Consider the following 26622-nt stretch of genomic DNA (forward strand, 5'->3'; position numbering starts at 1 on the left):
ACCTAGAGCTCCCTCACCATGTCTACGAAGTAACGGTGCACGCTGACGTCCCCGGTGAGCTCGGGGTGGAACGACGTCGCGAGCAAAGGCCCTTGACGGACCGCGACGATCCTATCCCCAGGCTCGCACCTGCCCAGCACTTCGACGTCGGCGCCGACGGATTCGACCCACGGGGCGCGGATGAAGACCGCGCGCACCCGCTCGCCGGCGAAGTCGAGGTCGGACTCGAACGAGTCGACCTGGCGGCCGAAGGCGTTGCGCCTGACCACCATGTCGATGCCGCCGATGGTCTGCTGACCGGCGATGCCGTCCTCGATGCGGTCGGCCAGCATGATCATGCCGGCGCAGGAGCCGTAGGCGGGCATGCCTTCCTTGATCCGCATCCGCAGGGGCTGCAGCATGTCGAAGGTCTCGGCGAGCTTCCACATCGTGGTCGACTCCCCGCCGGGGATGACGAGGCCGTCGACCGCGTCCAGTTCGGCGGGACGCCGCACGGCGACGGCCGCGGCGCCGACCTCTCCGAGCATGCGCGCGTGCTCGCGCACGTCGCCCTGGAGAGCGAGTACACCGATCGTGGGCACAGCCGATCCTTCCGTCCGGGTACGGGTTTCCACAATTCAACACCAAAACGCCCTGCCATCTTCCTTTAGGGCCGCCCGCGGAGCCACCTCCATGAAGACGTCCTCGTGGTCGGAGACCCCGGCGCACGGTCCCTCTCGGGGCGAACATCCCTGCGCGGCGGCGGGTCGACGTGGCGCACTGGGCGGGAGACCCGCGAGGGCAGGAAGCCGACCACCGACGTCGAGGTCGCCGCCGCCGACGGTCCGGTATCCCCACGTCGGAGTTGGAGCAGGCACCGGATCTGCCGGGTGCGGTTGGGGGCGCAGGCCTGATGGGCGTCGTAGGAGGAGCTGACGAACAGGTCGATACCGCAGATCCGGAGGAGGGAAGGGTGGCGCGGAGGGCACGCGCGACGGACCGGCGCGGGGCGGGCAGCGCGTGGGGTTCGACGGCGACCCGCGCGCCCGTCCACCGCGGCCGCGGTGCTCTGCGCGCCTCGCGGGTGGTCGAGGCGGGTCGGGACGGCAGGCGTACGGTGTGGCCGCCGTGGAAGGTCAGCTCCACGAGCCGGTGCGCCCGTGCGGAGGCGGCGGCTCGGGGCGGGAGCCGCCTCTGCGGCGAGCGTCAGGACCGGTCCCCCACGGCATGGGGACCAGGCGGAGGTCAGGGCGCGGGAGCCGGGCGGACGCCGAGGACGGCGTGGTCGGCGTCCACGCGGACCAGGGCTCGCAGGTGGCGGCGGCGCAGCACCAGGACGGCCATGCCGATCGCGCAGCGGGCGGCGCCGGCCCAGTACGGCAGCCCCGGGTCGATCTCCTCGCCCAGCTTGGTCGCGATGAACGGCGCCGGCGCGCCACCGGTCCAGCGCACGAGGTTGTAGCCCGTCGAGGCGACGGGCCGCGGGGCGTCGGAGACCGCCATGGCCGACTCGGTGAAGACGGTGTTGTTCAGGCCGATGGGGATGCCCGCCAGGACGGTGAAGACGACGACGCCCGCGTGGCCGGACAGCGCGATGCCGATCTGGAGGACGGCCAGCAGCGCCAGCGCCGGCGCGCCGAGCCCGGTCCTCACCGTCGGCCTGGCGCCCGGCTCGAGCAGCACGGCGAGAAGCCGGCGGCCATGAGCGTGGCGGTGCCGAAGAACGGCGCCCGCCAGCTCCAGTCGCCGAGCAGGGCGCCGACGAGGGGGCCGGTGGACAGGCCCAGGCCGAGCGCGGCCTCGTACAGGATGATGGCCGATTCCGCGCCGCCGCCGGCGGCGTCGACGATGACGGCGAGCGCGGTGGCCACGAACAGGGCGTTGCCGAGGCCCCGGCCCGCACGGAAGCCGACCAGCTCGGCGACGCCGGTGGAGGTCCCGGCCAGCGCGGCGAAGTGGACGACCAGCGCCAGGCCGGCCGGCAGCGTGCGCCTGCCGCCGATGCGGCTGGAGACCCAGCCGGTGACGAGCATGGCCACGGCCGTCACCAGGAAGTAGCCGGTGAACAGCAGCGAGACCTGGCTCGGCGTGGCCTCGCAGACGGGCGCTGCCGACGACTGCCGACGACTGCCTACGACTGCCTACGAGCGGCCGAGCTTGGCCAGGACGGGCAGGGCGGCGGCGAGGGTGGCGCGCTCCTCCTCGGTGAGCGCGGCGAGTTCGCGGGTGAGGTTCGCGATCCGCGTCCTGCGGACGTTCTGCAGCCGTTCGCGGCCCTCGGCGGTGAGCTCGACCGTCCTGACGCGGGCGTCGGACGGGTCCGTGCCGCGCGCCACGAGGCCCGCGTCCTCCAGCCGGTTGATCTGGACCGTCATCGTGGGGAGCTGCACGGCGTGCTCCTCGGCGAGCGCCGTCATGCGCCGGGGGCCGTGTTCGAGCGAGCCGAGCACCCCGTACTGCTGGCTGGTCAGGGGCTGGCCGGCGGAGTAGCGCCTGAGCAGGTAGACCAGGTGCCGCAGCTCCACGGCGACCTGCTCGGCCAGGTGGGTGGGATCGTCCCTCATGCTTAGCCCAACTAACTTAGTTTTCTAATATTCCGTGACATGACATGAAAAGGCCCGGCCCCGGACTCCGGAGCCGGGCGAGCGCCCACCTTACGGGCGTTCGGTCTCCAGGCGGACGGTCTCCTCCACCGTCATCTCCTGCCTGATGCGCAGCGCCGGGTCGAGCGGGCGCACGTACGCCTGCTGCACGCCGGGCACGCGGTCCTCGATGACGAAGGTGGCCCGGGTGTACGCCTCGGCGCCGGGCGTCTGGACCCGCGGCACGACCTTGAAGTCGGCCGTCATCCGGTCGCGCTCGATCGTGGTGAGCACGTAGCCGCGCTGGTTGTTGTAGAACTTCAGGTGCGGGTTGATCCCCAGGAACGGGTGTTGCGCCGGGTCGGAGTCGGCCCCGTCCCCGCCGGTCGAGATCGACGTGGCGACCAGCTCCGAGCCGACCGTGGGCCCGGTCGGGTCGTCGTAGTCGAGCTTGAGGTCGCTGGCCCAGTGGGCGTGCACGTCGCCGGTGAGCACCACCGGGTTGCGCACCTCCGCGTCGATCCAGCCCTGCGTGATCCGCTGACGGGAGGCGACGTAGCCGTCCCAGGCGTCCTGCGAGGTGATCTTCGCGGGACCGGCGTTGTTGTCACGCTGGGCGAAGAAGACCTGCTGGCCGAGGATGTCCCACTGGGCCCGCGACTTGCGGAAGCCGTCCAGCAGCCACGACTCCTGCTCGGCGCCGGTGATCGAGCGGGCCGGATCGACCGCGGCCGGGCAGTCGCGGTAGCCGTCGCCGCAGCCCTGGTCGTCGCGGTACTGGCGGGTGTCGAGCATGTGGAACGTGGCCATCCGGCCCCACCGGATGCGCCGGTAGAGCTGCATGTCGATGCCGCGCGGGATCGAGGTGCGGCGCAGCGGCATGTTCTCGTAGTAGGCCCGGAAGGCGGCCTCGCGGCGGGCGAGGAAGTTCGGCTGCGGGTTCTCCGGCCGTTCGGGCACCTCGTCGGCCCAGTTGTTGTCCAGTTCGTGGTCGTCCCAGACGACCAGCCAGGGCGCGGCGGCGTGCGCGGCCTGCAGGTCGGGGTCGGCCTTGTACTGGGCGTGACGCTGGCGGTAGTTGGCCAGGGTCTCGGTCTCGGGGCCCTCGTGGTGGCGGACGTTGCCGCCGGGGATCGTGTAGCTGTTCCTGGTGTACTCGTACTGGTAGTCGCCCAGGTGCAGGACGAGGTCCGGGTGGTCCTCGGCCAGGCGGCGGTACGACGTGAAGTAGCCGTGCTCGTACTGCGCGCACGAGACGAACGCCATCGACAGGGCGCCGCCGTACGACCCCGGTGCCGGGGCGGTGCGGGTGCGGCCGAGCGGCGAGACGTACGGGCCGACGCGGAAGCGGTACCAGTACTCGCCGTCGGGGCGCAGCCCGTCCACCTCGACGTGCACGCTGTGGCCCCACTCGGGCGCGGCCACGGCCACGCCGGAGCGGACGACGCGGCGGGCGCGTTCGTCGGCGTACACCTGCCACTGCACGGTGAAGGGCCGCTGCGGCATGCCGCCGAGCCCGTCCTCGGCCAGCGGTTCCTGGGCGAGGCGGGTCCACAGCACGAAGCCCTCGTGGTCGGGGTCGCCGCTGGCGACGCCGAGAGTGAACGGGTCGGTGCGCAGGCCGCGCGAGGCGAGCGTCCTGGCGGTCTCGGCGGCGGGGTCGGGGTCGGCGTGCGCGGTGGCGGCGGGGATCGCTGCGGCGGCGCCCGCCGCTAAGCCGGTGACGAGGAAGTGCCTTCGGTTCAGTCGGGACACGTGTGGCTCCTGCTCGACGATCAAGGGTGCCGGACGCCCCGAGCTTGACTGGGAATCATGACGAGTCGGTGAACTCCAACCGACAAAAAAGACGACATCCTTCGCGGATGCCGCCTTTTCCTGAAATTTCCGCCGTCAGGCTGTGGCGCCCCCGCCGGGCCGGGCCGTGCGGCCCGCCCCGCCGCGAGGGATCATGTCACAGGAGGATCTGTGGCCTGCGCAGACGCGCCGAACGCCCTCTGGAGGGGCCCTGACGCCTGGACGCCTACCAGCCGCGCTCGGCCAGCCGGTGCGGCTGCGGGATCTCGTCGACGTTGATGCCGACCATGGCCTCGCCCAGGCCGCGCGAGACCTTGGCGATGACGTCGGGGTCGTCGTGGAAGGTCGTGGCCTTGACGATGGCCGCGGCGCGCTTGGCCGGGTCGCCCGACTTGAAGATGCCGGAGCCGACGAACACGCCCTCGGCGCCGAGCTGCATCATCATCGCGGCGTCGGCCGGGGTGGCGATGCCGCCCGCGGTGAACAGCACCACCGGCAGCTTGCCGGTCTTGGCGACCTCGGCGACCAGCTCGTACGGCGCCTGCAGCTCCTTGGCGGCGACGTACAGCTCGTCCTCGGGCAGCGAGGTGAGGCGCTTGATCTCGCCGCGGATGGTGCGCATGTGGGTGACGGCGTTGGAGACGTCGCCGGTGCCGGCCTCGCCCTTGGAACGGATCATGGCCGCGCCCTCGGTGATGCGGCGCAGGGCCTCGCCGAGGTTGGTGGCCCCGCACACGAACGGCACGGTGAACTGCCACTTGTCGATGTGGTTGGCGTAGTCGGCGGGCGTCAGCACCTCGGACTCGTCGATGTAGTCGACGCCGAGCGACTGCAGCACCTGGGCCTCGACGAAGTGGCCGATGCGGGCCTTGGCCATCACGGGGATCGACACGGCGTTGACGATGCCGTCGATCATGTCGGGGTCGCTCATCCGGGAGACGCCGCCCTGGGCGCGGATGTCGGCGGGCACGCGCTCAAGGGCCATGACGGCGACGGCGCCGGCGTCTTCGGCGATCTTGGCCTGCTCGGGGGTGACGACGTCCATGATGACGCCGCCCTTGAGCATCTCGGCCATGCCGCGCTTGACGCGCGCGGTTCCGGTGACGGGGGTGCTTTCTGGCGTGCTGCTGGACACGGTCATCCTCACGGCTCTCACGGCGGATCGGTACGTTTGTCAGGACTATCGTAGGTCCTGACGGACCCGTCCCCCGACATGCCACTATGTCAGGATTTATCCAGACGTCCGGACAGTCTGGCTCAGGGGATGACGGGCTTGCGGCTGGCCAGCGCCACCCAGACCTGCCCGGGCGCGAAGTTCATCGGCTCACCGCTCTCAGTGGTGAACGTCGTGCCGCCGTCCTCCGATTCCCGCTCCCACTTCGCCTTGTACGCCTTGCCGTCGCGCAGCACGATCGCCGAGCCCTTGCCGGTGGTGTGCACGAGCGGCGTGTAGCTGTCGTTGGAGTCGTGGAACTCCGAGCGCTCGGTCTTGGTGTACTGGATGACGACGGTCGGCGCGCTGAGCTGGCCGCCCTCCGCGGCCATGTCCTTCTTGCCGTCCTGCGCGATCATCCACTGCTCCTTCGCCTGCGACCAGGTGAAGGTGAAGCGCGCGGCGGGCCACCTGACGGTGTACGACTTGCGCTCCACGCCGCCCTCCGCGGGCGGGTCACCGAAGGTGAAGCCGATGTCCTTGGCCTTGCTCGCCTTCGGCGCCGCGGACAGCAGCTTCTTGGTCCGGGCGAACAGGTTGTAGGGCGCGCTGCGGCCCGGCTCGCGGTAGTACGCGCCGGGGTTCCTGGTGTCGCCCACGTCGAACAACGACGCCTCGGCGATGTACGGCAGCAGCTTGCTCTGCGCCCCCGAGTAGGCGAAGGCCGGCTTGCCGAACTGCGGCGCGATGTGCAGGTCGGAGATCCGGGCGCTGCGCACCGGGCCCACCTTGGGCGGGATCTTGGAGGAGAAGATCGCCATGAGCCGGGTCAGGCCGGCCTCGACCTGCTCGACGTAGACGATGTCGGCGCTCTTCAGGCCGAGCTGCGGCTTGCCCGCCGCGGTGTTCTCGATCTTCACCGCGACCACGGGCTTGAGCGACTCGTACGGCATGCCGGTGAACGGATGGGTCTTGACCGGCTCCTGCTCCTGCGCCTCGGGCGCCAGCGTGGCGGCCTGCGGCGCCTTGCCCGGCGCCGGTTCGCTGGAGGAGCAGGCCGCGACGGGCACCACCACGGCGGCGCCCGTCAGCCAGATCATGATCATCCGGGGTAGCCGCACGTGACAACACTCCTTGCTTCGACCCTTAAACGGGATGAAGCTTACTGGCTTCACCAAATCAGGTCATTCGGTTGCCATAGTCGCCGGCGGATTGTCATCAATCTCGAAGAATCGCGGGTAGGCGGTGTGTCCGGCCAGGCGCAGGGTCCTGGCCAGCCAGCGCCGCTGCGCCGTACGGGTGACCGCGACCGCGTTGTTGTAGAAGCGGCGCGAGTAGACGACCTTGGCCACGGCGGTGTCGAGCTCCTCCAGCAGCTCGCGGCCCGCGGCCGACTCCGCCAGCTTCTCGCGGAAGCGCTCCTGGTCGACCACCGCCCGCAGGGCGCGCGACAGGTCGCTCTCGGCGTGTTCGCGCTCCTCGGGCCCGGCCGTCCTGGCCTCGTGGGCCGCCGCGGCCAGCACGAGCGACGTGGCCGGGTCGAGCAGCCGCGAGCCGGCCAGCTCCAGCACCACGGCGCGGCGCCGCATCAGCGCGGCGTCCAGTGACTCCTGGGCCAGCTCCAGCCGGATGTGCAGGCGGTCGAGCCGGCCCGCGCGCCAGGAGATGTAGACCGCCGTGAGCACGACGACGATCCCCACGATCAGGATGGTCGTGATCACAGGTCTTCCTCCACCCGGCCGGCGCCGCTCGTGGTGACCGTCTCGTAGACGCGCACGACGTCGCGGGCCACCGTGGACCAGTCGTACTTCCTGACCGCCACGAGCGCCTCGGCCGCCAGCTTGGCGCGGCGCTCGGGGTCGTCGAGCAGCGCGGCGGCCTCGCGCGCCAGCGAGGCGGGGTCGCCGTTGGCGAACAGCGCGCCCGCCTCCCCCTCCCCCAGCACCCTGCGGAACGCCGGGATGTCGCTGGCCAGCACCGTCGCGCCGGATGCCATCGCCTCGGCGAGCACGATGCCGAAGCTCTCGCCGCGCGTGTTGGGCGCGCAGAACACGTCGACCGAGTGGTAGGCGCGGATCTTGTCGGCCTCGCTCACCATGCCGAGCACGGTCACCCGGTCGTGGAACTCCTTCGGCACCCGTTCGTAGACGTCCTTCGCGTCGCCGGGGCCGGCGATGAGCAGCTTGAGGTCGCGGCGCTCGGCCGCGAGCGCGCGGAAGGCGTCGAGCAGGATCGGCAGGCCCTTGCGCTCCTCGTCCATGCGGCCGAGGAAGCCGATGGTGGCGCCGTCGGGGCCCCAGCCGTCGAGCGGCTCGGCCTCGGTGTAGCGGGAGACGGTGACGCCGTTGGGGATCAGCACCGCGTCGCCGCCGAACTGCTCCACCAGGCTCTTGCGCGCGGCGTCGGAGACGGCGATGCGCCCGCTCAGCTTCTCCAGCGCGCTCTGCAGCACCGGCTCGGCCACCGCGATGGCGCGCGAGCGCTGGAACGACGCGTGGAACGTCGCCACGATCGGCCCCCTGGCCGCCCAGCAGGCCAGCACGCCGAGACTCGGGATCAGCGGCTCGTGGATGTGCAGCACGTCGAACCCGCCCGTACGCACCCAGCGCCGCACCCGCGCGGCCGACAGGAACCCGAACGACATCCGCGCGACCGACCCGTTGTACGGCACCGGCACCGCCCGGCCCGCCCCCGTCACGTACGGGGGCAGCTCGTCGTCGTCGGCCGCCGGGGCGATCACCGACACCTCGTGTCCCTGGGTCATGAGCGCCTGGGCCAGGTCGTCGATGTGCTGTTTGACGCCGCCCGGCATGTCCCAGGAGTAGGGGCAGACGATGCCGACCTTCATCGCGGCAGGTCCTCCAGCCAGAGCCGCTGGAGCATGTGCCAGTCTTCGGGGTGCTCGGAGATGCCCTTCTCGAACACCTCGGTCATGCGCTGGGCGAGGAAGGCGACCTTCTCCTGCCGGGTGCCCTCCTCGGGGACGGGCACCTCCTCGTGGATGTGGATGCCCCACTCGTCGCCGACGAAGTAGACGACGGCGGGCAGCAGCGCCGCGCCCGTCTGCACGGCCAGCAGCGGCGGTCCGGCGGGCACCTTGGTGGTCGCGCCGAAGAAGCGCACCTCGATGCCGCTCTTGGTCAGGTCGCGCTCGGCGGGCAGGCAGACGGCACGGCCCTTGCGCAGCCGCGAGGCGAGGGTGCCGAAGTTGTGGCCGTCGCCGCCGGTCAGCGGCAGCACCTCCATGCCGAGACCTTCGCGGAAGGCGACGTAGCGCCGGAACAACGACTCGGGTCTCAGCCGCTCGGCCACGGTGGTGAACGGATGGCCCACGCCCACCAGCCACGCGCCGGCGGCGTCCCAGTTGCCCATGTGGGGCAGGGCCAGCACGACGCCCCGGCCCGCCGCCAGGTTGTCGTGGATGTGCTCGGCCCCGATGACGTGGGTGCGGCGCACGATCTCCTCGGAGCTCATGGACGGCAGCCGGAACACCTCGTGGAAGTAGCGGAAGTACGAGCGCATGCCGGCCCTGGTGAGCTCGCTCAGCTCACGGTTGCCCGGCTCCAGCCCGGTCACCCTGGCCAGGTTGGACTCCAGCCTGCGCACCGACTTGCCGCGCCGGCTCCAGACCCGGTCGGCGAGGAACCGGAAGACCGCGGCCGTCGGGCGCTCAGGCAGCAGCGGCACGAGCTTCCATCCGGCCGCGAAGCCGGCGGCCACCACCCGGTCCCCGAAAGACACCTTCTCGCTCATGTCTGCCTCGTCTGCTGGTAGACCGCCATGACGCGCTGCCCCACGGTGATGACGCTGGCCGCCGCGAGCAGCCACATGCCCGCGGCCAGGACGTACGGGACGCCGAGCCCCGACAGGAAGGTCGCGACCAGCGCCACGACGAGCCGCTCCGGCCGCTCGGCCAGCCCGACGTCCGCCGTCAGCCCGAGCCCTTCGGCCCTGGCCTTGGCGTAGGAGACCAGAGCGCCCGCGATCAGGCACAGCAATGTCACCGCCGCCATCAGCGTGTCGTCTCTGGACATGAAATACAAGATCAGGCCCGCGAAGATGGCGGAGTCGGCCACCCGGTCGAGCGTCGAGTCGAGAAACGCCCCCCAGGTGGTGCCCCCCTTCCCGCCGAGCCGGGCCACCACACCGTCGAGCAGGTCGAACAGCACGAAGACGGTGATGACGAGGGCCCCCACGGTCAGGTGGCCAAGGGGGAAGAAGAGCAGAGCCGACACGACCGTGCCGAGGGTGCCGGCCGCCGTGACGGCGTCCGGGCCGATCCCGCGGCCGACGAGTGCCCTGCCCAGCGGGGTGAGTATCCGGGTCACGGCCGGGCGCAGGAGTTTGAGCATCGCCGTCCGATCGTAGGCCATCGGAACCTGACAACTTTCTTTGCTCCGGCCCCCTTGTGATATCCGCCACACGGGTATTTGGTGAACACACCGCGTCCATGCGGTTTCTACTCGCTCCGCGCGGGCGCGGCGTTGGACCCAACCGACGTACGCGGGAGGCTGATGTGGCGGAGAAGAACGCGGGCGGCACCGTGGGAGCCGCGGGCAGGGCACTCGCGGCCGACCGGGCTGATGCGATTCGCAATGTCGTGCTGGTCGGCCACTCAGGAGCGGGAAAGACGACTCTCGTCGAGCACCTGCTGGCCGCGACGGGAACCGTCCAGCGACCCGGACGGGTCGAGGACGGCAACACGGTCAGCGACTTCGACGAGGTCGAGGTCAGGCAGCAGCGGTCGGTCAACCTCGCGGTGGCCCCGCTGACGTACGGCGGCGTCAAGATAAACCTCCTCGACACCCCCGGCTACGCCGATTTCGTCGGAGACCTGCGCGCCGGGCTGCGCGCCGCCGACGCCGCGCTGTTCGTGGTGTCGGCCTGCGAGGGCGTCGACGGGCTCACCCAGATGCTCTGGGAGGAGTGCGCCCAGGTCGGCATGCCGCGCGCGGTCGTCATCACCAAGCTCGACCACCAGCGGGCCAACTTCGAGGAGGTGCTCGTCACCTGCCAGGACGTCTTCGGCGACGGCGTGGCCCCGCTGTATCTCCCGGTGATCACCAACGGTCACGTCAACGGGCTGATCGGGCTGCTGTCGCAGAAGTTCTACAACTACGCCTCGGGCGACCGGGCGGAGAAGGACCCCGGCGCCGAGTACGCCGCGCAGATCGAGACGTACCGGGGCGACCTCATCGAGGGCATCATCCAGGAGAGCGAGGACGAGTCGCTCATGGAGCGCTACCTCGCCGGCGAGCCGATCGACGGCATCATGCTCATCGAGGACCTGGAGAAGGCCGTCGCTCGCGGCAGCTTCTACCCCGTGCTCTGCACCGGGTCCGGCGTGGGCGCGACGGAGGTGCTGGAGCTCATCACGCAGGGCTTCCCATCTCCGCTCGAACACTGCCAGCACGAGGTCAGCGACCTGTCCGGCAAGCCGGTCCAGGACATCGCGTGCGACCCGGAGGGCCCGCTCCTGGCCGAGGTCGTCAAGACCACCAGCGACCCGTACGTGGGCCGCATCAGCCTCGTACGTGTCTTCTCCGGCACGCTGCGGCCCGACATGACCGTGCACGTCTCCGGCCACGGCCTGGCCGAGCGCGGCCACGAGGACCACGACGTGGACGAGCGCATCGGCACGCTGTCGTGCCCGCTGGGCAAGCAGCAGCGCACCACGCCCAAGGCCATCGCGGGCGACATCGTGGCCGTGGCCAAGCTGTCGCGCGCCGAGACCGGCGACACGCTGTCCGACGTGGAGCGGCCGCTGTGCATGACGGCCTGGAGCATGCCCGAGCCGCTGCTGCCGGTGGCCATCAGGGCCAGGTCGAAGGCCGACGAGGACAAGCTGTCACAGGCCCTGGCCCGGCTGGTGGCCGAGGACCCGACCCTGCGGCTGGAGAACAACGCCGAGACCCGGCAGCTGGTCCTGTGGTGCATGGGCGAGGCGCACACCGACGTGGTGCTCGACCGCCTGGCCAAGCGCCACGGCGTCGAGGTCGAGCGGATCGAGCTGCGGGTGCCGCTGCGCGAGACGTTCGGCGGCAAGTGCCAGGCGATGGGCCGCAACGTCAAGCAGACCGGCGGCCACGGCCAGTACGCGATCTGCCACATCGAGGTCGAGCCGCTGCCGTCCGGCTCGGGCTTCGAGTTCGTCGACAAGATCGTCGGCGGCGTGGTGCCGCGGCAGTTCATCCCGTCGGTGGAGAAGGGTGTGCGGGCCCAGATGGAGCGCGGCGTCGTCGCCGGCTACCCGATGGTCGACCTGCGCGTCACCCTGTACGACGGCAAGGCCCACCCCGTCGACTCCTCCGACATGGCCTTCCAGATAGCCGGGCAGCTGGCGCTCAAGGAGGCCGCGTCGAAGGTGCCGACGCTGCTGCTGGAGCCGGTGGACGAGTTGTCGGTGCTGGTGGCCGACGACTACGTGGGCTCGGTGATGTCCGACCTGTCGTCACGGCGCGGGCGCGTGCTCGGCACCGAGCCGGTCGGCACCGGCCGGACCCTCGTCAAGGCGGAGGTGCCCGAGCTGGAGATCACCCGTTACGCCATCGACCTGCGCTCGATGTCGCACGGCACCGGCACCTTCCACCGGAGCTTCCTGCGCTACGAGCCGCTGCCGCCGAACCTGGCGAGCAAGGTGACCGCCGCCGACTGACGGCCGTGCCGGGAGGGAATGTCCCTCCCGGCACAATTTTAGTCATTTATCACAGAAGTATCACGAGTCTATTTCGATTTTCCGTCCCGACCATGGCGGCCCGGGTGTCACACTGGGTGGCACTATGCGTACTGGACGGCCCCTCCTAGCCGCCGCCGTGCTCGCGGTCGTGACCACCACGGCCGCCTACGCCTTCGGCCCCGACGCCGAGCTGAGCCCCGCGGCGAGCCAGAAGAAGACGACCACCTCCACGCCCTATCCGGCCTGCAAGGCCGACGCGCGCTATCCGAAACGGGAGCTGCGCGGGGTGTGGATCGCCACGACCCAGAACATCGACTGGCCCTCCAGGGCCGGCCTGCGGCCCGAGCGGCAGCGGGCCGAATACGTCAAGATCCTGGACAGCGCCGCCAAGCGCAACCTCAACGCGGTCTTCGTCCAGGTGCGCCCGGCCTCCGACGCGCTGTACAAGTCGTCGCTCGAGCCGTGGTCGCAGTACCTGACCGGCACCGAGGGCAAGGATCCGGGCTGGGACCCGCTGCCGTTCCTCATCTCCGAGGCCCACAAGCGGGGCATGGAGTTCCATGCCTGGTTCAACCCGTATCGCGCGTCCTACAAGGACAGCGTCTCCAAGCTGCCCCGCAACCACCCCGCCCGCCGGCATCCGGACTGGGCGGTCGAGTACGGCGGCCGCCTCTACTACAACCCCGGCCTGCCGGCCGTGCGCGAGCACGTGGTCAAGGTCATCAACGACGTCGTCAGCCGCTACGACATCGACGGCGTGCACTTCGACGACTACTTCTACCCCTATCCGGTGGCGGGCGCGACGTTCGACGACAGGGCGGCCTTCCGCAAGTACGGCGAGGGCAAGAAGCTCGCCCAGTGGCGGCGCGACAACGTCGACACGCTCGTCGCCGAGGTCGACAGGACCGTCCATCGTGCCAAGCCCCACGTGCGCTTCGGCATCAGCCCGTTCGGCATCTGGCGCAACAAGTCCAACGACCCGACCGGCTCGGCCACCTCGGGCATGTCCGCGTACGACTCGATCTACGCCGACGCGCGGGCCTGGGTCAAGGACGGCACGGTCGACTACCTGCTGCCGCAGCTCTACTGGCCGCGCGGGCACCGCCAGGCCGACTACAACACGCTGGTCCGCTGGTGGTCCGACGAGGTCAAGGGCAGCGACGTGCAGCTCTACATCGGCCAGGCCCTCTACCGCGTCGGCACGCGCGACGACCGCGCCTGGACGCGTCCGGGCGAGCTGGCCGCCCAGGTCGGCGTCAACCGCGCCTCCAAGCAGGTCGACGGCGAGGTGTTCTTCAGCGCCAAGCAGCTTCTGACCAACCCGCTGCGGGCGATGGACCGCGTCGCCACCTCCTACTACAGCCGTCCCGCGCTGCCGCCACCGGCGCCCGACGCCGGCGGCCAGGCGCCCGCGGCGCCGCAGGGGGCCAGGGCGCAGGGGACGGCGCTGTCGTGGACTCCCGCGCAGGGGGCCCGCGCCTACGCGGTCTACCGGTTGCCGAAGTCGGGGCGCGACTGCCACACCGCCGACGCCCGCGACCTGGTGGCCGTGGTGGGTGCCCCGTCCTACACCGCGAAGGCGCCCGGCACCTACCTGATCACCTCGATCGACCGCGCCTCCCGCGAGAGCGACGCCGTCCGGGTGAAGACGGGCTGACAAGCGTCTGAACGTCCGTGGCCGGGGCCGCTCTTCGGGCCTCGGCCATCGGCGTTCGGGGGGTGTGCGCGAGGGGACCGGCGGGGTGCCGGTGCATGAGAAGGTAGTCGCGTCCGGTGGCGCCGGAACATGACCTTGCTCTACCGTGCCACGGAACCGAAGCGACCACGGGAGGTCATCGGCGTGAGGCGTGCGCTCATCGTGCTGGCCGTGCTGGTCGGCCAGCTGCTGGCCGGGCACGGCCCGCTCGCCGGGCCGGCCAGGGCGGACGACGCCGGCGGCAGGGTCGCTCTCATCGGCGTGCCCGCCCTGCACTGGAACGACATCACCCCGTCCGACACACCCCACCTGTGGAAGCTGGCCGCCTCCAGCGCGATCGGCTCCCTGTCGGTGCGCACGGTCGGCAACGTGACCTGCCCGTACGACGGCTGGCTGACCGTGTCGGCCGGCACCAGGTCGGCGGCCGGCTACCGCTGCGGCGCGCCCCCCACGCCCGAGAAGCAGGGCGACGGCGCGGTCATCCCCGGCTACCGCTACCTCATCGACGTGGCCGGGCAGCGCTACGCCGGCACCCTCGGCCAGTCGCTCAAGACGGCCGGCCAGTGCTCGGTCGCGATCGGCCCGGGCGCCGCGCTGGCGCTGGCCGACCAGCAGGGCGCGGTCCGGAGCTACCGCGACTCCGCCACGGGCCTCACCACCGCCGACCTGGAGCGCTGCCGGATGGTCGCGATGGACGTCGACGACCTCGTCGCCCCCTACCTCAAGGACGGCCCGCTGCCCGCCGAGCCAGAGCTGCTCGGCCCCGCCGAGCGGCGCCAGGCGCTGCGCCAGGCCGACGCCGAGGTGGGCGCGCTGCTCACCGCCCTGCCCGCCGGCACGACGGTGCTGCTGGCGGGGATGTCCGACCACGGCTCGGTGCCCCACCTGCGGGTGTCGGCGCTGCAGCGGCCGGGCGCCGAGGGCCGCCTGCTCGGCGCCGCCTCCACCCGCCGCGACGACATCTCGATCCTGCCCGACCTGACCGCCACCGTGCTCGCCGAGCTCGGCGTCGCCGTGCCGCCTACCGTCGTGGGCGTGCCGCTGCGGGTCGGCGACCCCGGCGCCACCGTCGAGCAGCTGCGGCGGGCCGACGCCAGCGCCCAGACGATGCGCTCGGCCAAGGGCCAGTACTTCACCGCGCTGGCGGTGATCCAGGTCCTGTTCTACGTCGGCGCCTTCCTGCTGCTGCGCCGCCGCACCCACTGGCGCTGGCTGCGCGTGGCGGCCGTGGCCGTGGCGGCCCTGCCGGTCACCTCGTTCCTGGTCAACCTGCTGCCGTGGAGCGACCACGTGGGGCTGTTCGGCGGCATGCTCGCGTGGTGGGCGGCGATCACCGTGCTGGCGCTCGCCGGGCCCTGGCGGCGCAGGCCGCTCGGCCCGCTGGCCGTGGTCGCCGGCGTCACCGCGCTGACGCTCGTCGCCGACCTGCTCACCGGCACCACGCTCCAGCTCAACAGCTTCATGGGCTACAGCGCCGAGCAGGGCGCCCGCTACTTCGGCCTGGGCAACATCCCGTTCGCGCTGCTGGCGACCGGCACGCTGCTGAGCACCACCGTGATCGCGCACCGGTGGCCGGGCAAGGTGGGCGTGGCCGCGATCGTGGTGCTGGGGGCGATCGCGATGGTGCTGGGCGGGTCGGGCCTCGGCAGCGACTTCGGCGGGGTGATCGCGTTCGTGCCGGGCATCGCGGTGACGGCGCTGATCCTGTCGGGCAAGCGGGTGTCGCTGGCGAAGCTGGCGGCGTTCTGCGTGGCCGGCGGGGTGATCGTGATGGGCTTCGCCTGGTACAACTACCTGCAGCCGCCCGCCGAGCAGACCCACCTCGGCAGGTTCGTCGGGCAGGTGCTGACCGGGGAGGCGTTCGATGTCATCTGGCGCAAGCTGGAGGCCATGCTGGCCACCCTGCTCAGCCCCAACCTGATGCCGATCGTGATCGTCGCCGTGGCGTTCCTCGTCTACGCGATCCTGCGGCCCGAGCAGGCGTCGGCGGGGGTGGTGCCGGCGGCGTTCGAGCACTCCCCCGCGCTGCGGGCCGGGCTGATCGGCACGCTCGTCAGCGGCGTGGTCGGGATGCTGGTCAACGACTCCGGCGCGGCCGTGCTGTCCATGGCGCTGGCGCTGGCCGTGCCGCTGCTGCTGGCCACCGGCATCGGCGCGGTGGCCTTCGGCCGTGGGTCAGCCCCAGGCGTCGGCGAGCAGTTGTCGGGTGTCCCGAAGTAGCTGCGGCAGCACCTTGGTCTGGGCGACGACCGGCATGAAGTTGGTGTCGCCGCCCCACCGGGGCACGACGTGCTGGTGCAGGTGGGCGGCGATGCCGGCGCCCGCGACGTGGCCGAGGTTCATGCCGACGTTGAAGCCCTGCGCGCCGCTGGCCTTGCGCAGCGCCCGCAGCGACTTCTGGGTGTACTCGCCGAGCTCGGCCACCTCGGCGGCGTCGAGCTCGTCGTAGTCGGACACATGCCGGTACGGCACCACCATCAGGTGGCCGGAGTTGTACGGGTAGAGGTTGAGCACCGCGTAGACCGCCGCGCCCCTCGCCACGATCAGGCCGTCCTCGTCGCTCATCGTCGGGATGACGTCGAACGGGCATCCCTCTCCGGGGTCGCTGCCGGTCGGCTTGTTCTCGCCCTTGATGTAGGCCATGCGATGCGGGGTCCACAGACGCTGGAAGTTGTCGGGGGCCCCTGCCCCTGCCTGATCGTGCATAACTAGCAGCATATGACCACGGACAAACGGGGTGCTCTTCCGGCACAATCCTGATCATTCCCCCCGACAGGAGATCGCCATGACCGACACCGTGACCGAGCAGTCCGCCCCCGAGCAGTCCGACGGGCCTTCGTACATCGAGGCGCCGGCCACCGACTCGGCCGTGAAGGGGCGCATCAAGGTGGCCGACGAGGTGGTCGAGAAGGTCGCCGCGCTGGCCGCGCTGGAGGTCGAGGGCGTCGCGGACATGGGCGGCGACCTCGCGCGCGCCTTCGAGTCCGTACGCGACCGCATCGGCCTCGGCTCACGCCGCGCCAACCAGGGCGTCAACGCCCAGATCCACAACGGCGAGGTGGCCGTGAGCCTGACGATCGTGGTCGAGTACGGCCACGTCGTCATGGACGTCGCCTCCGAGGTCAAGACCAACGTGGCCATGATCGTCAGCCGGATGCTGGGCATGCGGGTCATGGAGGTCAACGTGACCGTGGACGACGTCCGCCTTCCCGGCGACACCCGACCCGCCCCGGGCGACCCGGCCGCCGACGAGGAGCCCTCTTCCGCCGCCTGACGGGGCGTTTCCCGGGTTCACATCCGGCGTGCGGCTGTCAGGATGAGACACATGACGGATCAGCTCGAGCCCATGCCCGAAGACTGGCAGCGTGCCCTGGCCATCGTGGCCCACCCCGACGACCTCGAGTACGGCTGCGCCTCCGCCGTGGCGGTCTGGACCGACGCGGGGCGCGAGGTCGTGTACGTGATGGTGACCCGCGGCGAGGCGGGCATCGACACCCTCGAACCGGTCAAGGCCGCGGCGGTGCGCGAGCAGGAGGAGCGGGCCAGCGCGGCGGTCGTCGGGGTCGGCCGGGTGGAGTTCCTCGGCCACGCCGACGGCGTCGTCGAGTACGGTACGGCGCTGCGCCGAGACCTGGCCGCCGCCATCCGCCGGCACCGCCCCGAACTGGTGATCACCCTCAACCCCGCCGACACCTGGCAGGACACGTACTGGAACACGCCCGACCACCGGGCGGTCGGCCGGGCCGTGCTCGACGCGGCCGGTGACGCCGGCAACCGCTGGATCTTCCCCGACGCCGGCGGCGAGCCGTGGGACGGCGTGCGCTGGGTGGCCGTGGCCGGCAGCGACTCCCCCACCCACGCCGTGGACGTGACGGACGGCCTGGAGCGGGGTGTGCGCTCGCTGCTGGAGCACCGTGCCTACATCGAGGCGCTGACCGACGAGGACCCGGAGGCGTACGCGCGCGGCCTCATCGAGGGCTTCGCCCGGCAGGAGGCCGAACGCTTCGGCGGGCGCCCGGCGGTCACGTTCCGGCTCTTCCCCCGCTAGCCCCGTCGGGCGGCGGAGCGGCCTCTACGGGAGCCGCTCCGCCGGCGGCCGGTCAGACCTGGACGCGGTGCTCGACGGCGCTGACGATCTCGGCGATCGCGTCGTCGATCGGGACGCCGTTCTTCTGCTCGCCGTTGCGGTAGCGGAACGACACCGCGCCGCCCGCGATGTCGTCGTCACCCGCGAGCAGCATGTACGGCACCTTGGCCTTCTGCGCGTTGCGGATCTTCTTCTGCATCCGGTCGTCGGAGGCGTCGACCTCCACGCGGATGCCGCGCTCACGCAGCCGCTTGGCGACGTCCTGGAGGTAGGGCACGTGGGCGTCGGCGATCGGGATGCCGACGACCTGCACCGGGGCCAGCCAGGCCGGGAAGGCGCCCGCGTAGTGCTCGACCAGCACGCCGAAGAAGCGCTCGATCGAGCCGAACAGCGCCCGGTGGATCATCACGGGACGCTTGCGGGTGCCGTCGGCCGCCTGGTACTCGAGCTCGAACAGCTCGGGCAGGTTGAAGTCGAGCTGGATGGTCGACATCTGCCAGGTGCGGCCGATCGCGTCGCGGGCCTGGACGGAGATCTTGGGGCCGTAGAAGGCGGCGCCGCCCGGGTCGAGCACGAGCTCGAGCTTCTCGGCCTCGGCCACCTCGCGCAGCGTCTGGGTGGCCTCCTCCCACACCTCGTCGGAGCCGACGAACTTCTGCGGGTCCTTCGTCGACAGCTCGAGGTAGAAGTCCTCGAGCCCGTAGTCGCGCAGCAGGGCGAGCACGAAGCGCAGCAGCGAGGTCAGCTCGTCGCGCATCTGCTCGTGGGTGCAGTAGATGTGGGCGTCGTCCTGCGTCATGCCGCGCACGCGGGTGAGGCCGTGGACCACGCCGGACTTCTCGTAGCGGTAGACCGTGCCGAACTCGAACAGCCGCAGCGGCAGCTCACGGTAGGAACGCCCGCGCGCCCGGTAGATCAGGTTGTGCATCGGGCAGTTCATCGGCTTCAGGTAGTAGCGCGCCCCCTCCAGCTCCATGGGAGGGAACATGCCGTCCTTGTACCAGTCGAGGTGGCCCGAGACCTGGTAGAGGTGCTCCTTGGTGATGTGGGGCGTGTTGACGAACTCGTAGCCCGCCTCCTCGTGGCGGCGGCGCGAGTAGTCCTCCATCACCTTGCGGACCACGCCGCCCTTGGGGTGGAAGACGGCCAGGCCCGAGCCCAGCTCGTCGGGGAAGCTGAACAGGTCGAGCTCGGCGCCCAGCTTGCGGTGGTCGCGCTTCTCGGCCTCCTCCAGCAGGTGGAGGTAGTCGTCCTGCTTCTCGCGCGACTCCCAGGCGGTGCCGTAGATGCGCTGCAGCTGCGGGTTCTTCTCGCTGCCGCGCCAGTAGGCGCCGCCGGAGCGCATGAGCTTGAACGCGGGGATCGACCGGGTGGACGGCACGTGCGGGCCGCGGCACAGGTCCTTCCACTTCAGCTCGCCGGTCTTGGGGTCGAGGTTGTCGTAGATGGTCAGCTCGCCGGCCCCCACCTCGACGGACTCCTCGTCGGCCGCCCCGCCCTTGAGCCCGATCAGCTCCAGTTTGTACGGCTCGGCCGCCAGCTCCGCGCGCGCCTCCTCGTCGGTGACGACCCGGCGGGAGAACAGCTGCCCCTGCTTGACGATCTCGCGCATGCGCTTCTCGACGCGCTTGAGGTCGTCGGGGTGGAAGGCCTGCTTGACGTCGAAGTCGTAGTAGAAGCCGTTCTCGACGGGCGGGCCGATGCCCAGCTTGGCCTCGGGGAACAGCTCCTGCACGGCCTGGGCCATGACGTGGGCGGTGGAGTGGCGCACGATCGCCCGGCCGGCGTCGCTGGAGACCTCGATCGGCTCGACCACGTCGCCGTCGGCCAGCGACCAGGCGAGGTCACGCGGCTCGCCGTTGACGCGGGCCGCGATGACGGTGCGGCCGTCCGCCTCCAGCGCCTGCCCGGCCGTCGTGCCGGCCGCGACCACACGCTCGGCTCCGGCGAGGGTGATGCGTAGCTCGGCTGACACGGTGACTCCCTTGGGATCGCGCTCGATGACGGGCACCGAGGCTGGTTCGAATGGTGAACACCGATGCTATCGCGGGCGAAACCCCATCCTGGTCAGCTCCTTGCGGCTGCCGTGGAAGACGTTGCGGTCGAGGGGCCTGTTGTCGTACTGGTGGATGGTCCAGTCGTTCCAGGGCTGGGGTATCGCGGGCTCCCCGCGCGGGCGCTCCGGGCTGGCGATCCACAGCGGATATTCGGCCAGCCCGGCGCAGTGGCCGTTCTGCGCGAACGTGTGGAAGGTGTAGATGAACGGCCGCACGCCGGTGTGCCGTTCGACGTAGTGGCACCACCGGCGCGCGTAGCGGGCGACCCGCTCGGGGCGCAGCCCGTCGTTGGTCTCCAGGTCGAGCGCGATCAGGTCGCCGCGGCGCAGGCCGCCGGCCGACCTGATCACGCCCAGGAAGTGACGCGCCTGCTCCAGGGGGTCGCCCTTGGGGCGGGCGAAGTGGTAGGCGCCGCACACGATCCAGCTTTCCCGCATGCCGTTCCAGTTGCGCGGAAACCACTTGTCGGTGTAATCGCCGCCCTCGCTCGCCTTGGCGAAGGCGAAGGCGACTCCTCGGTCGGCGTGGCCGGCCCAATTGACCGTGCCCTGCCAGTTCGACACGTCTATGCCCTGCAGCAAGCGCTTCTTCACCTTGCCGGAGTTTATTGAGACCTGCCCTGATCAGCCCTTCGCCGCGCCGATCAGGAGGGTACGGGTGCGTTCCCGGTTGGCGAACGGGGAGGCCACGAAGTCGGTCACGCCGGCCTGCCGCAGCTCGTCGAGCTTGGCCAGCACGGTGTCCTCGTCACCCACGATCGCCACGTCGCCGGGCCCGGCCGCGCCCTCCCGGTCGAGCATCGCGCGGTAGGACGGCAGGCGGCCGTACATCGAGAAGATCTCGTTGGCGCGGGCGACGGCGCCGGCCGGGTCGTCGGTGACGCAGATGGGCAGCGCGCACACGACGCGCGGCTCGTCGCGCCCGGCCTCGGCGGCCGCGGCCCTGATGGTCGGGGCGATGTGCTCGGCAACCGTCTTCGGCCCGGTCATCCACAGGACGGTGCCGGCGGCCACCGTGCCTGCCAGCTTGAGCATGCGCGGCCCGAGCGCCGCCACGAGCACGGGGACGCCGGCGCCCGGCGCGGTGATGCGGATGTTGGCCTTGAGCGTCTCACCCTCGTAGGAGACCTGCTCGCCCTTCGCGGCGGGGACGAGGATGTCGAGGTACTCCTTCATGTGCCGGCCGGGGCGCTCGAAGCTGTAGCCGAAGACGTTCTCGATGACGACCTTGTGCGACAGGCCGATGCCGAGGGTGAACCGGCCGCCGAGCGCGGCGTTGGCGGTCATGGCCTGCTGGGCGAGCACGGCCGGGTGGCGCGGGTAGGTCGGCACCACGGCGGTGCCCAGCTCGATGGGCGGGGCCTGCGCGCCCGCCGCGGCCAGGGCGGTGATGGCGTCGAGGCCGAAGATGTTGGACAGCCAGGCCGAGGTGAAGCCGTCGTCCGCCGCGCGGGCGATCTGGTCGCGGAGGGCGCCGATGGGGTCGTCCCCCTGGGGTTCGGCGAGGAGGTATCCGTAGCGCATAGAACAGAACTCCGTTCTGGTGACTGAGGCGAATGTATCTCGTCTCCGCCCGGCCGGGCGGTACCCGGCCGGGGCGCGGCCGATTTGTAAAGTGGGCTGCATGACGCACGAACGCGCGGGACAGCCCGCCCGGCCTTCGGACCTGGTCGACGTCGCACGGCTGGTGACGTCCTACTACGCCCTGCGTCCCGACCCCGTGGAGGTGGGGCAGCGGGTGGCGTTCGGCACGTCGGGGCATCGCGGGTCGTCGCTGAGGACGGCGTTCAACGAGGAGCACATCCTCGCCACGACGCAGGCGATCTGCGAATACCGGCGGGCGCAGGGCACCGACGGACCGCTCTTCCTCGGCATCGACACCCACGCGCTGTCGGAGCCGGCGCGGGTGTCGGCGCTGGAGGTGCTGGCCGCCAACGAGGTCGAGGTGCTCATCGACACGCGCGACGGCTACACGCCGACGCCCGCCGTCTCCCACGCCATCCTGCGGCACAACCGCGACCGCGCCTCCGGCCTCGCCGACGGCGTGGTCATCACTCCGTCGCACAACCCGCCGTCCGACGGCGGGTTCAAGTACAACCCGCCGCACGGCGGGCCCGCCGACACCGACGCGACCTCCTGGATCCAGGACCGCGCCAACCGGCTGCTGCAGGACGGCCTCAAGGGCGTGCGCCGAATCCCCTACACCGCCGCGCTCTCCCGGGCCGGGCGTCACGACTTCCTCGGCGCGTACGTGGACGACCTGCCGTCCGTGGTGGACCTCGACGCCGTCCGGGCGGCCGGCGTGCGCATCGGCGCCGACCCGCTGGGCGGGGCGAGCGTGGCCTACTGGGGCGAGATCGCCGAGCGGCACCGGCTCGACCTGACCGTGGTCAACCCGCTGGTCGACCCGACGTGGCGGTTCATGACGCTCGACTGGGACGGCAAGATCCGGATGGACTGCTCGTCGCCGTACGCGATGGCCTCGCTCATCGAGAACCGCGACAGGTACGACGTCTCCACGGGCAACGACGCCGACGCCGACCGGCACGGCATCGTCACGCCCGACGGCGGGCTGATGAACCCCAACCACTACCTCGCCGTGGCCATCTCCTACCTGTACGCCCACCGCGACGGCTGGCCGTCCGCGGCCGGGGTGGGCAAGACCATGGTCAGCAGCGGGATCATCGACCGGGTGGCCGAGTCGCTGGGCCGGCGGCTGTACGAGGTGCCGGTGGGCTTCAAGTGGTTCGTGCCGGGGCTGCTGGACGGCTCGCTGGGGTTCGGCGGCGAGGAGAGCGCGGGGGCGTCGTTCCTGCGCCGCGACGGGTCGGTGTGGTCCACCGACAAGGACGGCCTCATCCTGGCGCTGCTGGCCTCCGAGATCCTGGCCGTCACCGGGAAGTCGCCGAGCGAGCACTACCGCGAGCTGACCGGGCGCTTCGGGGAGCCCGCGTACGCGCGGGTGGACGCGCCGGCCACGCGCGAGGAGAAGGCCGTGCTCGGCAGGCTGTCGGCCGAGCAGATGACGGCCTCGTCGCTGGCCGGGGAGCCGATCACGGCGGTGCAGACGTCGGCGCCGGGCAACGGGGCCGCGCTGGGCGGGGTGAAGGTCTCGACGCGGAGCGCCTGGTTCGCGGCCCGGCCGTCCGGGACCGAGGACGTGTACAAGATCTACGCCGAGTCCTTCAAGGGCCCCGACCACCTGGCCAAGGTCCAGGAGGAGGCCCGCTCCCTCGTCTCGGCCGCCCTGGGCTGAGCGGCCGGGACGGTCGGTGGGGGTCAGTAGGTGAGGTGGCGGCCGCCGTCGCCGACGAGGGTCTCGCCGGTCACCATGTCCGACTCCAGCAGGGCGGTGACCAGCTGGGCGACGTGCTCGGGGCGGGCCGTGCGGCGCAGCGGCGCCTTCAGCTCCTCCTTCGTCGCCATCTCCGCGAACACCTGCTCCCCCACCCGGTCGATGTGCCAGCGGGTCGCGACCATGCCGGGCGCGACCGCGTTCACCCGGACCTCCGGCGCCAGCGCCGCCGCGAGGTCGCGGGTGAGCTGGAGCAGGGCGGCCTTGCTGACGCCGTACGCGATCGAGGAGCCGGTGGGGTGCAGCCCGGCGACGGAGGCCACGTTGACGATCGCGCCGCGCGCCGCGCGCAGGTCGGGGGCGAAGGCGCGGGCGCAGTAGAAGGCGCCCATGAGGTTGACGCCCATGATCTGCCGCCACACGTCGTCGGTGAGCCCCTCCAGGTCGGGGAACGGCACCCACCTGGTCATGCCCGCGTTGCACACCAGGACGTCCACCCGGCCGTGGGCGGCGCGCACGCGCTCGGCCATCCGGCGTACGGCGGCGTCGTCGGAGACGTCGGCGGCCAGCGCCTCGGCCTTGCAGCCCAGGCTCTCCAGGCGGGCGACCGTCTCCTGCGCCTCGCCGGCCGAGCGCGAGTAGCCGACGACCACCGCCGCCGCGCCCTTCCTGGCCAGGCGCTCCGCGACGGCCGCGCCGATGCCGGTGCCGCCGCCGGTGATCACGGCGACCGTGCCTTTGAGGTCCATGCTCCTCACTCCTCCGCCACGGGCTTGCGCACCGGGTCGATGCCGGCGATGTCGATGTCCGCTATGTCCGCTATGTCGATGTCCTTGGTCTCGCGCGAGGCGTAGAAGGCCACGAAGGAGATGACCGCCGTCCCGATGAGGAAGGCCGCCACCAGCCACGGGGCGCCGTCGAGCCGGGCCGCGAGGGCCGCGCCGATCAGCGGCGAGAACCCGGCCAGCGCCGCGCCCAGCTCGCGCGAGGCCGCGAAGCCGGTGTAGCGCACGCGGGCGCCGAACAGCTCGGCGTAGAAGACCGGCTGCACGGCGACCTGCGGGGCGAACCCGAACGCGCCCATGATCATCATGGCCAGCCACACCAGCCACGGCACCCCGGTGTCGACCATGAGGAAGTACGGGTAGACGAATAAGGCCACGAACACGACGCTGAACAGGTTGAGCGGGCGCCGTCCCACCCGGTCCGACAGGTTGCCGTAGACCGGCTGGAGCACGATGACGGTCAGCGCGAAGAGGATCACGCCGAACAGCGCGCCGTGGTTGGACATGCCGAGCTCGGCGGTGGCGTACGCGACGCTGAAGGTCGACAGCGTGTAGACGATGGCCGTGTCGTTGATGTGGGCGCCGACGCCGACGAGGAAGTTGCGCGGGTGGCGGGCCAGCGCGTCCTTGATCGGCAGCCTGACGATCTCGCGGGTCCGCTCCATCTCGCGGAACACCGGCGACTCGGCGACGCGCAGCCGTACGTACAGGGCCACGCCGATCAGCGCGAAGCTCACCAGGAACGGCAGCCGCCAGCCCCACGCCAGGAAGTCCTCCTCCGGCAGCAGCTGGACGAGCAGGAACGCCGAGGTGCCCAGCACCAGCCCGATCTGCACGCCGGTCTGGGCGAAGGAGGCGTAGTAGCCGCGCCGGCCGGGCGGGGCGTGCTCGGCCAGCAGCGTCGCCGCGCCGCCGAACTCGGCGCCCGCGCCGAGGCCCTGGCAGACGCGCAACAACGTGAGCAGGATCGGCGCCCACACGCCGATCGCGGGATGGGTGGGCAGCAGGCCGATCAGACCGGTGGACACGCCCATGATCAGCGTGGTGATGATCAGCGTGGAGCGGCGGCCGATCTTGTCGCCGAGGTGGCCGAAGAGCACGCCGCCGAACGGCCGGACCACGAAGCCCACCCCGAACGTGGCGAAGGCGGCGATGGTGCCGGCGGCGGGGTCGGAGTCGGTGAAGAACAGGCGGTTGAAGACGAGGGCGGCGGCGGTGCCGTAGATGAAGAAGTCGTACCACTCCAGGGCGGTGCCGACGAGGGCTCCGGTGACGACGCGCTTGAGCTCGGGTGAGGAGGTGGGGGGCGGCGTGGCGGACATCTAACCTCCAGGGGGCATGTCAGGCCAGGGAACGCCGAGCCGCGAGGCGAGACCCGTTAACTCCGCCCACACCGGCGCGGGCACCGGGATGCCCTCCTTCAGCCGCTCCGCGCGCGTACCGGCCTCGGGCTCCCCCGGGACGACCACTCCGGGGCCGGACGCGCGCAGCGCCTCGCAGAAGGATTCGACCTGGGCGACGTAGTCGTCCAGGGGGACGAACGCCGTGACGTCCACCGCGGTGACCACCGTGCCGAAGGTGCCGTCGTACTCGGGCGAGCAGGCGGTGCCGGTGCCGGTGAGCAGGCCGCCGACCAGCTCGATGAGCACGCTGAGCCCGTACCCCTTGTGGCCGCCGAACGGCAGCAGCGCCCCGCCCCGGTAGAAGTCGGCCGGGTCGGTGGACGGGCGGCCCTCCGGATCGACGACCACGCCCTCGGGGGCCGGCGAGCCTGCCGCGCGCAGCAGGCCGAGCTTGCCCTCGGCCATCGCGGCGGTGGCCCAGTCCATGACCACGGCCGCGCCGCCGGCCCGCGGCACGGCCCAGGCCATGGGGTTGGTGCCCAGCATCCGGCGGTGCCCGCCGTACGGGGCCACGGTCGGATCGGCGTTGCCGACGATCTGCGCGATGAGGCCCTGGCGGGCCAGCGCCTCGGCGTACTCGCCGAGCCGGCCGACGTGGTTGCACTCCCGGATGGCGACGACGCCGACGCCGTGGGCGGCGGCGAGCGCGGCCGCCTCGGCGGCGGCCAGGCGGGCGGCCGGTTGCCCGAAGCCGCGCCGTCCCGACACCACGGCCGTGGCGCCGCGTCGGGAGACGACCTCGGGCACGGCGCCGGGCCGGATGACCCCGGCGTCGATCTGGCCGAGGTACGGCACGATCCGGCGTACGCCGTGCGAGCCGTGACCGGCCAGGTCGGCCTCGACCAGCGATCCCGCGACGACCTCCGCGGCGCCGGACGGGACGCGCGCGGCGGTCAGCAGGTCGCGGGCGAGATCGCGCAGGAGGTCGGCGGTGATGACATGTGCGGATGCGTTCACGGTGACCCGCCTCGCTCTGGCAGGACTGACGTTCCGTGTGCGCGCTTATGCCCGCTTCCCGCTCCGCCAAACGGATCTCGGGAAAGGGCTTACCGCGCGGCATGGTCGGGCAGCTCAGGGGACCGCGCGGCGGTCAGGTCAGGGCGGGGGGTGGTGTGG

At 71.6% G+C, this 26622-nt stretch carries 24 protein-coding genes; 6 read left to right on the forward strand and 18 right to left on the reverse strand.

The window, feature by feature from the left end; genetic code table 11:
* Positions 1 to 2: 2 nt before the first annotated feature.
* From pdxT to pgsA, 11 genes are all read right to left on the reverse strand, one after another.
* Complete coding sequence (pdxT, locus tag C1J01_RS08300; RefSeq protein ID WP_111177741.1) at positions 3 to 581, reverse strand: pyridoxal 5'-phosphate synthase glutaminase subunit PdxT; 579 nt, start codon at positions 579 to 581, stop codon at positions 3 to 5.
* A gap of 643 nt (positions 582 to 1224) precedes the next feature.
* Positions 1225 to 1662 carry an MFS transporter gene (locus C1J01_RS51960; RefSeq protein ID WP_235854327.1) on the reverse strand — a complete coding sequence of 146 codons (438 nt, stop codon included), beginning with the start codon at positions 1660 to 1662 and terminating at the stop codon, positions 1225 to 1227.
* Positions 1629 to 2012, reverse strand: a complete 384-nt coding sequence (locus C1J01_RS51965) for an MFS transporter (RefSeq protein ID WP_235854331.1) — start codon at positions 2010 to 2012, stop codon at positions 1629 to 1631. Before C1J01_RS51965 ends, C1J01_RS51960 begins: the two co-directional genes overlap by 34 nt.
* 108 nt (positions 2013 to 2120) lie before the next feature.
* Positions 2121 to 2543: a MarR family winged helix-turn-helix transcriptional regulator gene (locus C1J01_RS08310; RefSeq protein WP_111177743.1), complete on the reverse strand. Its 423-nt coding sequence runs from the start codon at positions 2541 to 2543 to the stop codon at positions 2121 to 2123.
* A 90-nt stretch (positions 2544 to 2633) separates the two neighbouring features.
* Positions 2634 to 4316 carry an alkaline phosphatase D family protein gene (locus tag C1J01_RS08315; protein ID WP_111177788.1) on the reverse strand — a complete coding sequence of 561 codons (1683 nt, stop codon included), beginning with the start codon at positions 4314 to 4316 and terminating at the stop codon, positions 2634 to 2636.
* A 265-nt stretch (positions 4317 to 4581) separates the two neighbouring features.
* Positions 4582 to 5496, reverse strand: a complete 915-nt coding sequence (gene pdxS, locus C1J01_RS08320) for a pyridoxal 5'-phosphate synthase lyase subunit PdxS (RefSeq protein WP_111177745.1) — start codon at positions 5494 to 5496, stop codon at positions 4582 to 4584.
* 116 nt (positions 5497 to 5612) lie between these two features.
* Entirely contained in the window at positions 5613 to 6629 is a 1017-nt protein-coding gene (locus tag C1J01_RS08325) for a DUF3048 domain-containing protein (protein WP_235854328.1), read from the reverse strand.
* Positions 6630 to 6692: 63 nt separating this feature from the next.
* Entirely contained in the window at positions 6693 to 7229 is a 537-nt protein-coding gene (locus C1J01_RS08330) for a LemA family protein (RefSeq protein WP_220039797.1), read from the reverse strand.
* Positions 7226 to 8356: a glycosyltransferase family 4 protein gene (locus tag C1J01_RS08335; protein ID WP_111177749.1), complete on the reverse strand. Its 1131-nt coding sequence runs from the start codon at positions 8354 to 8356 to the stop codon at positions 7226 to 7228. Before C1J01_RS08335 ends, C1J01_RS08330 begins: the two co-directional genes overlap by 4 nt.
* Entirely contained in the window at positions 8353 to 9261 is a 909-nt protein-coding gene (locus tag C1J01_RS08340) for a phosphatidylinositol mannoside acyltransferase (RefSeq protein ID WP_111177751.1), read from the reverse strand. The genes C1J01_RS08335 and C1J01_RS08340 overlap by 4 nt, the downstream gene beginning before the upstream one ends.
* Positions 9258 to 9881: a phosphatidylinositol phosphate synthase gene (pgsA, locus tag C1J01_RS08345; protein WP_111177753.1), complete on the reverse strand. Its 624-nt coding sequence runs from the start codon at positions 9879 to 9881 to the stop codon at positions 9258 to 9260. The genes C1J01_RS08340 and pgsA overlap by 4 nt, the downstream gene beginning before the upstream one ends.
* A gap of 143 nt (positions 9882 to 10024) precedes the next feature.
* Between pgsA and C1J01_RS08350 the strand changes: the two genes are divergently transcribed.
* From C1J01_RS08350 to C1J01_RS08360, 3 genes are all read left to right on the forward strand, one after another.
* Positions 10025 to 12163, forward strand: coding sequence for an elongation factor G-like protein EF-G2 (locus C1J01_RS08350; protein ID WP_181448629.1), 2139 nt, complete (start codon positions 10025 to 10027; stop codon positions 12161 to 12163).
* Positions 12164 to 12287: 124 nt separating this feature from the next.
* On the forward strand, positions 12288 to 13841 hold the full coding sequence (locus tag C1J01_RS08355; protein WP_111177756.1) for a glycoside hydrolase family 10-like protein: 1554 nt from the start codon (positions 12288 to 12290) through the stop codon (positions 13839 to 13841).
* A 183-nt stretch (positions 13842 to 14024) separates the two neighbouring features.
* Positions 14025 to 16100: a hypothetical protein gene (locus C1J01_RS08360; RefSeq protein WP_235854329.1), complete on the forward strand. Its 2076-nt coding sequence runs from the start codon at positions 14025 to 14027 to the stop codon at positions 16098 to 16100.
* Here C1J01_RS08360 and C1J01_RS08365 read toward each other — a convergent pair.
* Positions 16056 to 16586, reverse strand: coding sequence for an HIT family protein (locus C1J01_RS08365; protein WP_235854330.1), 531 nt, complete (start codon positions 16584 to 16586; stop codon positions 16056 to 16058). The two genes, C1J01_RS08360 and C1J01_RS08365, sit on opposite strands and share 45 nt — an antisense overlap.
* Positions 16587 to 16665: 79 nt before the next feature.
* Here C1J01_RS08365 and C1J01_RS08370 point away from each other — a divergent pair, with 79 nt between their 5' ends.
* Both C1J01_RS08370 and C1J01_RS08375 read left to right on the forward strand, forming a co-directional pair.
* Entirely contained in the window at positions 16666 to 17154 is a 489-nt protein-coding gene (locus tag C1J01_RS08370; protein ID WP_111177762.1) for an Asp23/Gls24 family envelope stress response protein, read from the forward strand.
* Between the two features lie 51 nt (positions 17155 to 17205).
* Positions 17206 to 17928, forward strand: coding sequence for a PIG-L deacetylase family protein (locus C1J01_RS08375; protein ID WP_111177764.1), 723 nt, complete (start codon positions 17206 to 17208; stop codon positions 17926 to 17928).
* Positions 17929 to 17980: 52 nt separating this feature from the next.
* On the opposite strand, the gene thrS is transcribed toward C1J01_RS08375, so the two are convergent.
* The 3 genes from thrS to C1J01_RS08390 all read right to left on the reverse strand — a co-directional run bounded on the left by thrS (position 17981) and on the right by C1J01_RS08390 (position 21547).
* A complete protein-coding gene (gene thrS, locus C1J01_RS08380) occupies positions 17981 to 19942 on the reverse strand; it encodes a threonine--tRNA ligase (protein WP_438943105.1) in 1962 nt (653 codons plus the stop codon).
* A gap of 66 nt (positions 19943 to 20008) precedes the next feature.
* The gene (locus C1J01_RS08385; protein WP_181448630.1) at positions 20009 to 20617 is read right to left on the reverse strand and encodes a glycoside hydrolase family 25 protein; all 609 of its coding nucleotides are present in this window, start codon (positions 20615 to 20617) and stop codon (positions 20009 to 20011) included.
* 30 nt (positions 20618 to 20647) lie between these two features.
* Positions 20648 to 21547 (reverse strand): TIGR03564 family F420-dependent LLM class oxidoreductase, encoded by a 900-nt coding sequence (locus tag C1J01_RS08390; protein ID WP_111177768.1) that lies wholly within the window; start codon positions 21545 to 21547, stop codon positions 20648 to 20650.
* Positions 21548 to 21647: 100 nt separating this feature from the next.
* Here C1J01_RS08390 and pgm point away from each other — a divergent pair, with 100 nt between their 5' ends.
* Positions 21648 to 23279, forward strand: a complete 1632-nt coding sequence (gene pgm, locus C1J01_RS08395) for a phosphoglucomutase (alpha-D-glucose-1,6-bisphosphate-dependent) (protein ID WP_111177770.1) — start codon at positions 21648 to 21650, stop codon at positions 23277 to 23279.
* A 23-nt stretch (positions 23280 to 23302) separates the two neighbouring features.
* Here the strand turns inward: pgm and C1J01_RS08400 are convergent, their stop codons facing one another.
* The 3 genes from C1J01_RS08400 to C1J01_RS08410 are packed head-to-tail and all read right to left on the reverse strand — an operon-like array spanning position 23303 to position 26463.
* Complete coding sequence (locus C1J01_RS08400) at positions 23303 to 24067, reverse strand: SDR family NAD(P)-dependent oxidoreductase (protein WP_111177772.1); 765 nt, start codon at positions 24065 to 24067, stop codon at positions 23303 to 23305.
* Between the two features lie 5 nt (positions 24068 to 24072).
* On the reverse strand, positions 24073 to 25425 hold the full coding sequence (locus C1J01_RS08405; protein ID WP_111177776.1) for an MFS transporter: 1353 nt from the start codon (positions 25423 to 25425) through the stop codon (positions 24073 to 24075).
* Complete coding sequence (locus C1J01_RS08410; RefSeq protein ID WP_111177778.1) at positions 25426 to 26463, reverse strand: Ldh family oxidoreductase; 1038 nt, start codon at positions 26461 to 26463, stop codon at positions 25426 to 25428. It abuts the gene before it with no gap.
* Between the last annotated feature and the right edge of the window lie 159 nt (positions 26464 to 26622).

This window comes from Nonomuraea aridisoli (genome assembly GCF_003236395.1).
In the GTDB taxonomy this organism is placed as follows: domain Bacteria; phylum Actinomycetota; class Actinomycetes; order Streptosporangiales; family Streptosporangiaceae; genus Nonomuraea; species Nonomuraea aridisoli.